A 14800-nucleotide genomic window follows, 5' to 3' on the forward strand; every position below is an offset into this window, starting at 1 on the left:
TTACCACTTGTACTGCTTGCAGCCCTTCACTTTGGCTACGGCTTCCGCCTTGAAGCCCTTCAGGTTGATATCCTTCTTGGAGGCATGATCCCAATCCTTCATCAGATCCTCCGGCTTGCCCTTGATCTGTGACTTGGACAGATCCATGAGATCCAGCCGCGCTGGGCCTGCGTCGCCCTTCAAGGTCCACTCCGACTTGCAATCGCCGTCTCCGGTGATCTTGACCTTGCCGCCGCTGCTAATCGAGAGGGGACCAATGCCCGCCTTCACGCTCAGCTCGAACTCAACGGAATCGTCAGCCAAATCCTCGAAGGGAGAGACATCGATTCCGCCGCCGACACCAACTCCCGCTTCAAGGCAGCCGGATACGCCTTCTGGAGTGATACAGACCTTCGCTCCGAACCCGATCCCCTCATATGCGGAGCCTCCCACGCAGAGCAGTCCGCAAGGGTCTCTCCAGGTGGTGGGGTTATTGTTGACGTAGGCGTACAGATTGCCCTGCTGGCTGTCGAACAGGATCGGATCCCGAGCCGTCCAACGTCCGGAGACCGGATCGTAGTCGCGGAAGCCGAAGCGGACCAGTCCGCTGGCGTCATCCGCCAAGCCGCCCGCAAATCCGATATCCAGCCGGAACCCGGGATTGCTGTCGTGGAGGAGCGCGCCGTAGCTGTCATAGCGAAGCTGCTTCACGACACGGCCTTCTGCATCCACAACCCGGAGGGGGGTGCCCACGCTGTCCGTGATGACATAGTAGCGTACGCCCTCCCGCTCCAGCGCCAGCAGCAAGCCGTTCTCGTTGTAATGATACTGGGTGACGACACCCTGCTCATCTACGGCGTCCGTCAGCATCCACACGTCCATGGGATTGCCGTACAGGTATTGGACCGTTCCGGTACCGCTGTCGCGGGCGGTCCGGCGGTTGATGCCGTCATACGTATAACGGTAGGTCGAACCGGTCACCGTGGTAGCTTCCAGAAGCTCGCCCTTGGCGCCATATTGGAAAGTCTGGCTGCCCTTATGGGTCAGGAATCCGTCCGCATCGAACCGGTACTCCACATTCCCAACCTTCTTCAGCAAGCCGTTGGCGTCATATTCGGCCGCCTCCGCCACGTGTCCGGACACTTCCCTCCACTTCCGGTTCTTATTCGCATCATAGTCATAGCCTTCCGTGTATTCCGAACCGGGCACTCCGGAGCGCATGACGTTCTTCAGCTGCCCGTCATCGTCGTACACATAATGAACGGACTCCGTTCCTTCCGGCGAAACAATGGTCTGGTCGGACACCAGCCCCCGCTTGTCATAGAGGTTATGCACCCGGTAGATTTCCTTATCTCCAACCGTATACGTCAAGCTCTCGACACGTCCCATGGAATCGTAGCCGACGCCGACGTTCATCGTACCGTCCTGAATCGTACCGATCCGCTTATTCGGACCGTTGCGGATCAGATCGAACGGGCCGAACTTCGTCAGGTGCTGATCCTTATCCCACACCAGCGCCGTCTCCCGGGTGGTGCTGTACACCGCGCCCGTGACGGTGCTCGCGCCATACACGGAGCCGGACACAGTCGCCGGGGAGGCCGCCGTAATCCGGGTGGTGATGTTCGTCAGGTTGGAGAAGGGGTCATATTGATACCCGAAGGTGCCGGCTGCCCGGCCCGTGAAGGTCATGGACCGGACATCCATGCCGTCATACTGGTACTCAATGGTCTGATTCAGCTCCGGCTCATCCTGCCGGGTGCTGGTGATCTTCCGGACCCGGTCGGTCTGGTCCAGATACTCGTAGGAGCGCAGGAAATCCGCATCGTTCATGGCATTGATCCGGTGTGCTCCGTCCACCTCGTAGCCGTAATCGATCACACGCCCGCCTGCCAGATGGGTAGCATCGAGCATTCCGCCGGTCGTGTGCTCCAGCGCCACAAGCTCTGCCGAACCGGCCTTCGAGAAGGAGTCGAATTGGCCCAGCTTGTTGTAGCCCTGCACATACTCGCTGCCATCCGGCAGCTTGACGCCGGTGGTGTTGCCGTTCTTGTCGTAGCTCTTCTCATACACCTTGGTTCCCGGGGAGGTGATGGTCTTCACCCGGTCCGCGCCATCGTAGGTGTACCGCTTTTGAACCCCGGTGGAATCCGTCTTGCTCTCCAGCCGGTTCCGGTCGTCGTAGGCATAGACTACAAATTGGTCGCCCTGCTCCGTTTTTTGCAACCGGCCCTTCTCGTCGTACTGATACACGACGGGGGCGATGCCCGGTTCGATCGCCTGTGCCACCTTGCCCTGTCCGTTCAGATAGACGGTGCTGGTCACCGATTCGGCGCTGGTGCTGGTGATGGTGCCTGCTGCTACATCATAATGAGAAGTCATCACCGCGCCGTTCGCTTGGTTCTCGATGGTCAGGGACTGCAGGCTGAACGGATCGCGTTCATTCGCCAGCACCGCGGTCCGTTTCTCCGAGGCGGTGACGGTTCTGCCGTCCGGCGTGACATACGTAAGCTGGTCAATCATCGGGGCGTCCCAGCCCCAACGGGGATCCGGCTTCAGCTTGCGTGTTACCCGGGTACCATCCGGGTACAACAGCTCAGAGCCGCCGCTGGTATCGTACTTCGCCGTGGTCACCGCCCCTCCCGGAGCAATGCTCTTCCGGGTGAGGGACATCTCATCCACGGTAACCTCATACTTGGTCGCTCTTCCGTCCGGATCGGTGTAGACTACATCATACCCGTTCAAGTGCTCCGTGCGGACCAGTGTTTTCTCCCCCAGCTCCGGATTGACCGCCTTCACCAGGAAGCCCGCGTCATCATACCCATATTGGCTGGTCTGATCCATCGGATCCGTGAAGGTTTCCAGCAATCCGGTCGGCTTATAAGAGATGCGGTAGGTTTCCCCTGCGGAATTGGACACAGCCTTCAATTGGCCGCCCTCCACCGTAAGCACTGTCCGCTGGCCGCCCGGTGCTATGATAGCGGTCGGGGTCCCCGAAGCATCCCGCTCCACCTGAACGGTATTCCCATAGGTGTCCTTGATGGTTAAGAGCCGTCCGTCCGGATCATACCCGTACTCGGCCATCACATGACCGTTGTAGCCATTAAGAGTTTGCAGCTGGCGTCCGCTTACGGGATCGAACCGGTATACGGTCCGGCCGTTGTCATCCGCCACAAGAGAGCGTCCTCCGGCCTTGAAGGCATAGAGATCATAGCTGTCCGGCTTCCGTTTATAATTACTGAATCGAAGCAGCAGGTCCCCGTTGGAGCTGCCTGCGATAAGATCGGAGAAGATGGTGCCCTGGTAATCCCCGCCCTCCGCCTTGATGGACGTTAGGATCTTATTGATTTGTTCGCTGGCAATCTGCTCGACATACCCGTTGGGCACGATCTTGAGCAGGGAGTAGCGATCCAGATCGAATACGTACAAATTTCCGGCATAATCCAACGTGATTTCCTTGGCGCGGAAGGTGCCTTCTGTGGCGATCATCCCATGCACCAGCTTGGGCGGCGCCGGCTGATTCTGGGCTGAGAACGGTCCTCCCGCAACCTTCGTCATGGTGCCGTCCGGAGCGATCTTGCGGATACGGGATTCCGGGCAATGATTCGAATAGCAGTGGCTCCCGCCGGAATCCAGCACATAGATCGTGCCGTCGGAGCCGATGGCGATGTCCTCGACGAAGCCCAGCGTATCCGCGTATGCTATGCCGCTATCCGCTCCCACATTTCCTTCGACCTTGGTTACTTTGCTGCCCATGGTCACGATATTCCCGTCAGGCTGCAGCCGGTACATCCGCCACTCATCCACGAAGTAGATGCTGCCGTCCGGCGCCAGAACCGTGGACATCGGATGATAGAAGTCCGCTTCCAAGGCCGGCGTCCCGTCCGGGATTACCTCCCAGCGGCTGCGCTGGCGCTCCGACCCGGCGATCTTGATCCAATCCGGATCCGAGGGGGACTTCTTGAAGAGATTATAGATCCCCACGCCCGCGCTCGTGCTGTGGTGGAAGAAGCCGTATACCGTCCCGTCAGAACCAACGGTCAAACCGAGTGGATGGGCTGACGTCCCCATCGGCGCGTCGGCGAACTTGGTCAACACGCCCTCCTTATCCAGACGGTAGATTTCCGCCCCCTGCTTCTGGCTCACGTATGCGCCGTAATAGATGGAGCCGTCGGGGCCGTATGCCGCCCGGTAGTCGTAGTCGAATATCACACTGGTATGATCCGGAAGCACCTCGCTCCCCGGTACGGCTGCATCTCCGCGGTAGTGAACCTTCCGCGCATTCAGCGTATTGCGCCGGTCCACTCCTCCGGTGCCCAGATAGAGCGTATCGGAAGAGCCGTCATAATAATGGTGATCTTCCAGGCTCCAGCCGGCGATGCCCATCTCCCGGAACGGATTCGCCGCACTCTCCACCATCCCGTTCCAGATCCGGTTGGTGCTCATATTCATATTATTGCGCTCAGCGATGACGAATGCCATTCCGCCGCCTCCGGTACGGCCCACTCGGCCCCAGGAGCTGTCGAAGTCGCCCCCGCCCCCGGTTGAAGCGGACAATAGCTGCAGCTTGTACTGGTAAGAGATCACGACGGTATACGGTAGGGAACCGGTCATCTGACGGCCATAGGCATCCTTGCCGTCCCAGACGAATTTCCATACCCGGTTCGGTACCGCCGGGAAGGATTGGGTGTAGCTCTTGCCCGCTACCCGGACGGTTGCCGTCACGCCCTGGATGGAGGCGGGCAGCGCATCGGGACCCGTAACCGGGATCGTGATGGTCGGCTTGTTCGTGTACCCGATCTCCCGCTTGCTGTTGTAGTAAAGATTCATGCCTGTTCCCGCAATGGGAATGGCCTGGCCCAGTGTCTGCTCCTGGCAGCCGATGATGGAGCCCATCATTTCACACGGATCCTGGAAAAAACTGCCCTTCGGCTTTTGGTTCGGCGGGTCGATGGCGTCATCCGGCGGAACATAAGGCCAGTTGCAGTCATACGGCGTGAAGTGCGTAACCTCCACCCGCCACAGGCTCTGGCCCGGTTCGTACAGCTCCGCGAGCTTCCGCCGCTCCTGCTCGGTTACACCAAGCGAAGCAAGCTGCTCCGCGGTGTCCGCTGCGCCGTCGCCATCGCCGTCGATCTCTGCCAGACCGCCGGCTTCACTCAGAAGACCGATGACCTTGCCGTTCCGGGAGCCAACCCACTGTCCGGCCTGCCGGTCAAAATACCCCATGGGGACGATCTCGCCGACGGGCATCTCCAGGAAGTTCTCCACATAGAAGGAGACCGGCTGGCTGAATTCCACCGAAGCCGCACCGGCGGCTACCGCTTCATCCACGGACAGCTCCAGCGCATAGGTGTAGCCCACATTCTGCGGCAGGTCTCCCGGCATGGCCTCCCGGCCCTTCTCCCCGACGGTGAATTCGGTGGCCCGGACATGCAGGGTCTCAATCGGGACCAACTCTCCGCTCGGGAGCTTCAAGGACGCCGATGTGCCCGGCTCGAAGAGCACTGCGGCCTGACGTTGGCCATCCAGGTCCGAGACCGGGGAGCCCTGCGCCGCCTGCACTTCGGTTGCTCCGGACAGTCCGATCTCCGTTACCTTCGTATCGAACGGCTTCAGCAGCACATCCGGGACTTGGGTGAAATCCGACCACGGTGCCTCCACCTTGCGCTGAACCGGGATGTAGCCGTCCTTCTCGTACACCACGGAGAGTGACTCGCCGCCGTTGACCGCAAGATCGAACCTGCCGTCCGCGCGGGTCATCGTATAGCCGTATTCGTCCCGGTTCAGTATGGATACCGTGACTCCGGCCAGAGGCGCGCCTGCATCATCCGAGACGTAGCCCTGCAGGACGGCCAGCCTTACCGGCTCCAAGGTCCCGGGCTCCACACCCGTCTGAACGGGCTGGCTCCCGGTATACAGGAACGACTGCGCATCCGCGAAGGATACGGCTCCCGTCGCCGGCAGAGCCGGTGCGCTTACCGCTGGGTCCTCCGGTACAACCGGTTCCTTCGGCACGGCCGTTACCGCACCGGAGCGCCCGGATTCGTTGCCGCTGGAGTCCACAGCCGTTACGGCGAAGGTATAGGAAGCTCCGTTATCCAGGTTGATGGCGGTATAAGCCGGCTTGCTGCCAGCCGCTACCCCCGCATCCCAATTCCCGCCGCCGTCGGTGCTGGTGTAGACCCGGTAGCCCGTCACATCCGGCTCGGCTGTGACCGTCCAGCGCAGCTTCACGCGATTGTCTCCCGCCAATGCCTTTAGTCCGGCCGGAGCCGTGGGCGGCTCGGTATCCACCTCCACCGGCGTCGCGTTCACCCGCTCCGATAATCCGGAGTGATGGCCGGCCGTATCGTATGCGCTGACGGCGAAGGTATAGGGCTGGCCGTTCGTTAGATTCGATACCGTGTATTCCCTCTCCGGTCCGACATCGAAGATATCCCCCCAGTAATTGCCTCCGTCCGAGGAGACATAGACGTTATAACCCATGATGTCGGTTTCAGGGTTGGCCGGCCAGGATACCTTCACGTAGCCGTTACCCGGAATGGCCGTCACACCCGTAGGGGCTGCGGGCGGCAGATCCGCTTGGGGCGTTCCCTCAACCGTCTCCGACTTGGCGGATTCATTCTGGCTCCGGTCCGTTGCCGTCACGGCATACCGGTAGGTGCGGCCGTTGACCGCCCCGGAATGAATATATGAGGCCGTCGCGCCCGGATAAGCCTTCACCCAGCTCGACCCTTGGTCCTCTGAGATATAGACCGTGTAGGTCATCAGATCGCCGTCAGAAACCGGCGTCCAGGACAGAGAAACCTGGCCGTCGCCCGGTACGGCCTTCAGCCCCGCCGGAACGGCGGGCGGCACGGTATCCGGCGGACTGCCGTAGGTGACGGTGGCCGATTTCGCCGATTCATTGCCGCTCTGGTCATAGGCGGTTACGGCGATGGTAGTGACCACCTGGGGATTCAATCCGGCCAGCTTATAGAACGGAGCCGGACCTACCGATACCAGGGGAGCATTCCATGTGGCTCCTCCATCCGTTGAAGTATAGATCTTGTGTCCGGCCAAGTCCGGGTCCGTCCCAGCCGTCCATACGACCACCACATTCTCCGGCTGCATGTCCGGGTATATCTGGACGTTCACCGGTACGGCGGGAGGGGTATGGTCCGAAGAGGATGCCTGGGGTTTGGCTTCCGCCACAGCTGATCGTGCGGACTCATTGCCCGTCTTGTCGTAGGCGGTTACGGTGAACCCATACAACGTACCGTTTGTGAGCCCCGTTACCAGGTAGGACGTCCCATTGCCGGCATCAACCGGGGACGCCCAGGTAGCGCCGCCGTTCTCGGTGACGTACACCTTGTACCCGTTCAGATCCGCGTCCTTCACGGGATTCCAAGCTAGCTCAACCTGGCCGTCGCCAGGAACGGCCTTCAATCCGCCTGGAACGGCAGGCGGGGTTTCGTCCGGCGGCGGCGGGTCGGAGGCCTTGACCACCGTGAAGGTGCCCGCATTCCAGTCCAGGTGGTACAGGAGCTTCAGCCAACCGGCCCGGTAGAGACCCATCCGTACGGTATAAGTCCCAAGCTCCGCATTCTCCGGAGCCGACCAATAGACGGGGTACACGGACTCCACGCCAGCCTTCAGCATCTGATAATCCAGCACCTTCTCGGCTACCTTGTCGCCGGAGGGGTCATAGACGCCGATCTGGATGAGAGCCGTCACATTCCCCGTGCTCTTGACCTTGGCATCTACCCGGACAGTCTGGCCCCGCTCCGCCTTGGCCGGAACCGTCACGGCGGAGGTTGTATAGCGGGTTCTCCAGTCCACAGGACCGCCCCATCCTAGCCCTTCGCGGACGGTTACGGTTGCGGCGCGGTTCTTCCTCGCCAGCATGTCCTTACGGTCGGCGCTATAGACGGTGACATCCACCGTATAGCTGCCTCCCGGGATGGAATCCGGAACGGTCCAGGACATATCCAGGCCGGTTGGCGTTCCCGCCGCAAGCACGGTATCCGGGAACTGCTTCTCCGCGACCAGCATGCCCAGCGGGGACCGTACCTGCACCTCCACCAGAGACGTACGGGCGACGGTGCTTGCCGCCGTCACGTGAATGGAGGCGGTTTCCTTGCCCTTCACGGATTTCGGCCGGACGCTCGCCTCCACCGTTACTCCGCCGGCTCCAACCTGGAGCAAGGCAGCTTCGGCATTGCGGTGGAGCACGGTTCCGCCGCCGTCTTTTTCGATGATGAGCTGAACGGGGTACGACCCTGCCGCCAGATTGGCGGGAACCGTCCATTCCTGCCCGAAGGATTCGAGGGACATGGTCTTCAGCCTGCGCTCGATGACAGGACTCTGATACACCGGGTCCCCCTTCTCATTCAGCACCTCCAGATGAATCCCAACCCTGCGCGTAACGAGAGACTGGACCTCCGCTTGGAACGCGACCTTCTGGCCCGGGTTGACACGTTCGGGGCTGACCGTCACCTGGGACTGAAAAGGCGTCACCAGCGACGCATCCGAGGAGTCCTCCTCTCCCATCGCCTGCACGACCCCGCTGGGAAGCAGCATCAACATAACCATCAGGTACATCACCGATGCCTTGAGCCTCTTCGCACTGCGGGTACTCCACCAAACAGCTTTCATTTCACAGCTCCTTTCCATGTTGTGAATAAGCAGGGCACCTGTAAGCCGCTTATTCCCAAAAACAAGATACCACAACTGAAAGATACATTTTGTATCACGCACTACATTTTGTGGCTTTTACATAAAAATCATGGTCAAAAATGGAAGTGGAGGGATAATAATCAACCGGCTGCGGATAATAGAACCAACCATTCAAGGGGATATCAGTACGAAAACCAGGGGATGAGAGCTTGATTTTCATGTTTTATGCGGTTATGAATGCGGGGTTCGTATATGGATTCTTCCATATTCGTCATAAGCGGCTTGGACCTCTGGAGATCTTCCTTTACTGGTGTATCAGCACCATTCTCGTTCAGAACTATTCCGCCCTTCAGACCATGAATTTCAAGAGCTCCTGGGTTCCCGACCAACTCAGCCCGGAACTTGCGCATTTCCTCAACCGAACCGTTCTGTATCCCGTTCTGGCCCTTCTTTTCCTTCATGGGTACAACGCTTCCAAGGGGACAGGAATGAAACTGCTCGCTGTAGCGTGCTTTTCCTTGCTGATTACCTCGGCGGAATATTTGTCCAGCGTATTGGGGGTCTTTGTTCACGTCACGCTGAAGGTGTGGTGGTCGGCAGCCTTCTGGCTGGTCCATAACCTGATCTTGGTCGGAGTAATGAGACTATTTCGCAGCAGGCTTCCGGCTGGAGGTGCCCCATAGCCCATGAATTTTCGCTTTGACGGGAACGAATGGTTCGTCGTGGTTTGTTCTATCGTACTGCTCACCTGCGTATGGATCATCCGGAAGCATTTCCCCCCTATGCTGATGGTCCTACTCTGGATCTATAATCTTGCTTTTGTTGCGACGATAGACTATGCACTTGCCGCCACGCCGTTTCACATCTATGACTGTCTGGATAATGAAACGTACGAACCCATGGCAACCTATGCCCATCTGTTCATGTATACCCCCTATTCGTTTATTTTCCTTTACTTTTATGACAAATGGTCCATCAGCCGAAGGAAGCTGTCCCTGCTTCTCTACCTGACGCTCTTGACCGGCGTTGCGATCCTGTTTGAGTGGATCTGCTTGAAATTTCGATTCCTTGATTACAGCAGCGGGTGGAAATTGTATTGGTCCATCCCCACTTATCCGATGGCGGCCTTGCTATTGATCCGCACATATCGGTTCCTAACGAACCATCTGGTCCATCACCCATTTCGGACTCCGGAATAAGCTGATAGCAGTTTACGCCGAAATGGAGGAACTCCCTTGTATCCCCAAGATCCACGAGTGAAGAAGTGCGAAGATGTTCCGGTCGAGTTTCCGCCCCAGTATCAGCCCGGTCAGCCTGGCCTGGAATATTTGATGCAGCCAAGACCGGTTTCGGAGCCCCCGGGTCGAAGAGAGTCCGGCAGACTCAAGAATAAGGTGGCGATCATTACAGGAGGAGACAGCGGAATCGGCCGGGCCATTGCCTATTTATTCGCCCGGGAAGGGGCGGATATCGCAGTCGTCTACCTGAATGAGCATGCCGATGCCCTGGAAACACAGGAGAGAATCAGGCAATGGGGCCGCAGCTGCTTGACGATCGCCGGGGATATCGGTGATGAGCAATTTTGCAGGCAGGCCGTAGAGTTGACCTTGTCCAGGTTCGGACGGATTGATATATTGATCAACAACGCGGGAGAGCTGACGTATCAACCGGACATCGCCAACCTGTCAGCCGAGAGTCTGGAGAGAATGTTCAAGACGAATGTATTCTCCTGTTTTTACTTTGTAAAAGCCGTGCTTCCCCACTTCAAGCCGGGCAGCACCATCATCAATACGAGCTCCGTCGCGGCGGACAGAGGCTACCCGGCCATGTCGGGTTACTCCGCCACCAAGGGAGCTGTCAGTTCGCTAACCCGGTCCCTGGCGGTTTCACTGGCCGATCGGGGCATCCGGGTCAATGCCGTAGCCCCCGGCCGGACGTGGACCCCTCTTATTCCTTCATCGCTTCCCCCCGAATTCTACATGTTCTATGGGTCCATAGATAATCCGGGACCGATCAAACGAACGGCACAGCCATACGAGATCGCTTCCATCTATTTATACTTGGCCTCAGACGATTCCAGCTTCGTCATCGGTCAGACGATCCATGTGAACGGCGGAGAGTACCTGGGCTTGTGAATATGGATCCTCGAAGTGTCGCTCGCTATGGGCACGCCAAAAACTGCCGGCATCGCCGGCAGTCTCAGAATGACGCAAGCGCTCAGGAGGACTTGCGCTTGTTATAGATGTCGAAGGCCACCGCCAGCAAGAGGACCATCCCCTTGATGACCTGCTGCCAATCCACGCCAAGTCCCTTGATGGACATCCCGTTGTTCATGACCCCCATGACCAGTCCGCCGACCATAGCGCCGACGACCTTGCCGACGCCGCCGGATACGGAAGCGCCGCCGATGAAGCAGGCTGCGATGGCATCCAGCTCGAAGTTGGTGCCGGCCTTCGGCGTCGCCGCATTAAGGCGAGCGGCGAAGATCAAGCCCGACAGCGCGGCGAGAACCCCCATATTGACGAACACCCAGAAGGTAACCTGCTTGGTCTTGACGCCCGACAGCTTGGCGGCCTTCTCGTTTCCGCCCAGCGCATAGATGTGCCGGCCCATGACGGTCCGGTTCATCACGAAGGAATACACCACGATCAGGATGAAGAGGATGATGAGAATATTGGGCAGGCCGGCATAGCTGGCCAGCACATAGGTGAAGGCGTTGATGACCAGAACCATCGCAGCAAGCTTCAGGACCAGGAGCGGCATGCCCAGAATCTCGAAGCCGTACTTGACCTTGGTTGCCCGGGAACGAAGCTCCTGCCAGATGTAGACGATCGACAAGAGAACGCCGATGACGACGGTGGTGAGATGGAGCCCGTCACCGTTGAACCAATCCGGGATGAAGCCGGAGCTGATCTTCTGGAAGGTCTCCGGGAAGGGGGCCAGGGATTGACCCTTCAGCACGATCATCGTCAGTCCCCTAAATAGGAGCATTCCGGCCAGTGTGACGATGAAGGCGGGAATCCGCACATAGGCCACCCAGAAGCCCTGCCAGGCACCGACCGCCGCTCCGATGGCCAGCGAGAGAACAAAGGCCAGACCAAAGGGCATATGGTGCTGAACCATCATAATGGCGGACACGGCGCCGACGAAGGCGGCCACCGAGCCGACGGACAAGTCGATATGTCCCGTGATGATGACCAGCAGCATCCCGATCGCCAGGACCAGAATGTAGCTGTTCTGAAGAATGATGTTCGTAATATTCAGCGGCTTCAGCAGGATGCCGTCCGTCAGAAACTGGAACAGCACCATGATCAAGATCAGCGCGATGAACATGCCGTATTCGCGGATGTTCGTCCGGAAGGATTTGAGCCATGCTTCCATGTGTGTTTACCCCCTGCTCATGGTCATATATTTCATCAGCTTCTCCTGGTCGGCCTCCTGCCTGGGCAGCTCGCCAGTCAAGCGCCCTTCGCACATCACATAGATGCGGTCACAGATGCCCAGAATCTCCGGAAGCTCGGAGGAGATGACCAATACGCCCTTGCCCTGCTTCGCCAAGTCCTGAATGATCGTATAGATCTCGTACTTCGCCCCTACGTCGATGCCGCGCGTTGGTTCGTCCAGGATCAGAATATCCGGCTCGGAGAAGATCCACTTGGAGAGAACCACCTTTTGCTGGTTGCCTCCGCTCAGATTGCCCGTCAATTGGAGAATGCTCGGCGTCTTGATGTTCATGGCCTTGCGGAACCGTTCCGCCACCAGAACCTCCTCGTTCTCATCGACCACCGTGTGTCTGGAGATCTTCCCCAAGCGCGAGAGCGTCACATTCCGCCGGATATCGTCAATCAGGATCAAGCCATAATGCTTCCGGTCCTCCGTCACATAAGCGATACCGTTCTTAATGGCCTTGTCGATGGAGGGGGCCTGGATCGGCTTGCCCTTCTTGAACAGGGAGCCGCTGATCCTGGAGCCGTAAGCTCTGCCGAAGATGCTCATGGCAAGCTCCGTCCTTCCGGCGCCCATCAAGCCGGCGATGCCCACGATCTCACCCGCTCGTATATGAAAGCTGACATCATCGATCACCTTGCGGTCCTGCATCTCGGGGTGGTATACGTTCCAGTTCTTCACCTCGAAGATGGTTTCACCGATCCGGGGCTCCCGAACGGGGTACCGGTTGGTCAGATCCCGCCCAACCATTCCTTTGATGATCCGGTCCTCCGTGATGCTGTCCTTGCGGACATCCAGCGTTTCGATCGTTTTCCCGTCCCTGAGAATCGTGATGGAATCCGCCACCTTGACAATTTCATTCAGCTTATGGCTGATGATGATGGCGGTCAATCCGTGCTTCTTGAATTCCAAGAGCAGATTCAGCAAGTTTTCGCTGTCCTCTTCGTTCAGGGCGGCCGTCGGCTCGTCCAGGATGAGCAGCTTGACATCCTTGGAGAAGGCCTTGGCAATCTCCACCAATTGCTGCTTGCCGACGCCGATGGAGCTGATCAAGGTGCTTGGCGATTCCGCCAAACCGACCTTTTGCAGGAGTGTGCGGGTTTTCACCACGGTTTCATTCCAGTTGATCAGGCCCCTCTTGGCCACCTCGTTCCCCAAAAAGATGTTTTCCGAAATCGATAATTGCGGAATAAGGGCGAGCTCTTGATGAATAATTGCAATGCCCCGCTTCTCGCTGTCCTTAATATCCTTGAAATGGCATTCCTGTCCCTTATAAAAGATCTCGCCGCTGTAGCTCCCATGCGGATAGACCCCGCTCAGCACCTTCATCAGCGTCGACTTGCCGGCACCATTCTCTCCCATCAACGCATGGATTTCGCCTTCCCGGACCTTCAGGTTGACATCCTCCAGCGCCTTAACCCCCGGAAATGCTTTGGTAATCTGTCTCATTTCCAAGATGATATCGCTCATGGCTCCCCCCACACTCCCGCATTGAAATCATGCAGCGGCCGCTACCGGCCGCTGCACCGTTCTGGATTGGAACCGCTTACTTGGACAGCTGCTCCTTCGTGTAATATCCGCTCTCCACCAACACCTTCTCATAGTTGCTCTTGTCGACGGATACCGGCTCCAGCAGGTAGGACGGCACCACCTTGACTCCGTTGTTGTAGGTCTTGGTGTCGTTGACGCTGACCTCCTTGCCCTTAACCACAGCATCGGCCATCTCCACCGCTTTCTTGGCCAGCTCACGGGTATCCTTGAACACGGTTTGGGTCTGGCCGCCGGCGAGGATGGACTTCACGGAGGCCAGCTCGGCATCTTGGCCGGTGATGATCGGCAGCGGCTTATTGGCGGAGCCGTAGCCGACGCCCTTCAGGGAGGACAGGATGCCGATGGAGATGCCGTCATACGGGGACAAGACGGCGTCTACTTTATCGGTCGCATACTTGGAGGAGAGCAGGTTATCCATCCGGGATTGAGCGGTGGCGCCATCCCAGCGAAGGGTGGCCACTTGCTCCATCTTCATCTGGCCGCTCTTCACAACCAGCTTGCCGGAATCGATGTAGGGCTTCAACACGCTCATGGCGCCGTCGAAGAAGAAGTAGGCATTGTTATCGTCCGGGGAACCGGCGAACAGCTCGATGTTGAAGGGGCCCTTGCCTTCCTTCAAGCCCAGCTTCTGCTCGATGTAGGAGGCCTGCTGCACGCCGACCTTGAAGTTGTCGAAGGTGGCGTAATAGCTGACGTTATCGGACTTCTTAATCAGGCGGTCATAGGCGATGACCGGGATCTTGGCCGCTTTGGCCTTCTCCAGAACCTTGGACAGCGATTCTCCGTCAATGGAAGCGATGACCAGCACATTAACGCCCTTGGTAATCATGTTCTCGATCTGGGAGAGCTGATTCTCCACCACATCTTCCGCATATTGAAGGTCGGTCTTGTAGCCCAGCTTCTCGAACTCCTTCACCATGTTGGAGCCGTCCTTGACCCAACGCTCGGAGGATTTGGTCGGCATCGCGATTCCGACGAAGCTGCCTTTGCCGCCTGCTCCAGCCGCCGGGCTTGAAGCCGTTCCTGAGCCCGTAGCCGCCGGAGCCGCCGTTCCGCCTTTCGAATCCTCCTTGCTGCTGCCGCATGCTGCAAGGGCCAGCACCAAAGCCATAGAGAGAAGAAGCGCCCATACTTTCTTCATGTGATTACGACCTCCCGTTTCCCT

Annotated in this window: 8 protein-coding genes; 3 read left to right on the top strand and 5 right to left on the bottom strand. The window is 58.4% G+C overall.

What is annotated here, in order from left to right:
* Both ACSEXW_RS00975 and ACSEXW_RS00980 read right to left on the bottom strand, forming a co-directional pair.
* A complete protein-coding gene (locus ACSEXW_RS00975; protein ID WP_438444213.1) occupies positions 1–8616 on the bottom strand; it encodes a fibronectin type III domain-containing protein in 8616 nt (2871 codons plus the stop codon).
* Positions 8617–8819: 203 nt separating this feature from the next.
* Positions 8820–9098: a hypothetical protein gene (locus ACSEXW_RS00980; protein WP_438444214.1), complete on the bottom strand. Its 279-nt coding sequence runs from the start codon at positions 9096–9098 to the stop codon at positions 8820–8822.
* Between the two features lie 27 nt (positions 9099–9125).
* Between ACSEXW_RS00980 and ACSEXW_RS00985 the strand changes: the two genes are divergently transcribed.
* From ACSEXW_RS00985 to ACSEXW_RS00995, 3 genes are read left to right on the top strand one after another with little or no spacing between them, the layout of a single operon-like run.
* The gene (locus tag ACSEXW_RS00985; protein ID WP_438444215.1) at positions 9126–9320 is read left to right on the top strand and encodes a hypothetical protein; all 195 of its coding nucleotides are present in this window, start codon (positions 9126–9128) and stop codon (positions 9318–9320) included.
* 3 nt (positions 9321–9323) lie between these two features.
* The gene (locus ACSEXW_RS00990; protein WP_438444216.1) at positions 9324–9836 is read left to right on the top strand and encodes a hypothetical protein; all 513 of its coding nucleotides are present in this window, start codon (positions 9324–9326) and stop codon (positions 9834–9836) included.
* 57 nt (positions 9837–9893) lie between these two features.
* Positions 9894–10772, top strand: coding sequence for an SDR family oxidoreductase (locus ACSEXW_RS00995; RefSeq protein ID WP_438444412.1), 879 nt, complete (start codon positions 9894–9896; stop codon positions 10770–10772).
* 82 nt (positions 10773–10854) lie between these two features.
* On the opposite strand, the gene mmsB is transcribed toward ACSEXW_RS00995, so the two are convergent.
* The 3 genes from mmsB to chvE all read right to left on the bottom strand — a co-directional run bounded on the left by mmsB (position 10855) and on the right by chvE (position 14776).
* On the bottom strand, positions 10855–12018 hold the full coding sequence (gene mmsB, locus ACSEXW_RS01000) for a multiple monosaccharide ABC transporter permease (RefSeq protein WP_438444217.1): 1164 nt from the start codon (positions 12016–12018) through the stop codon (positions 10855–10857).
* A gap of 6 nt (positions 12019–12024) precedes the next feature.
* On the bottom strand, positions 12025–13554 hold the full coding sequence (gene mmsA / locus ACSEXW_RS01005; RefSeq protein ID WP_438444218.1) for a multiple monosaccharide ABC transporter ATP-binding protein: 1530 nt from the start codon (positions 13552–13554) through the stop codon (positions 12025–12027).
* A 76-nt stretch (positions 13555–13630) separates the two neighbouring features.
* Positions 13631–14776 carry a multiple monosaccharide ABC transporter substrate-binding protein gene (chvE, locus tag ACSEXW_RS01010; RefSeq protein WP_438444219.1) on the bottom strand — a complete coding sequence of 382 codons (1146 nt, stop codon included), beginning with the start codon at positions 14774–14776 and terminating at the stop codon, positions 13631–13633.
* Positions 14777–14800 lie beyond the last annotated feature (24 nt).

Source organism: Oryzibacillus soli (assembly GCF_051594765.1).
Lineage (GTDB): Bacteria > Bacillota > Bacilli > Paenibacillales > NBRC-103111 > Paenibacillus_AR.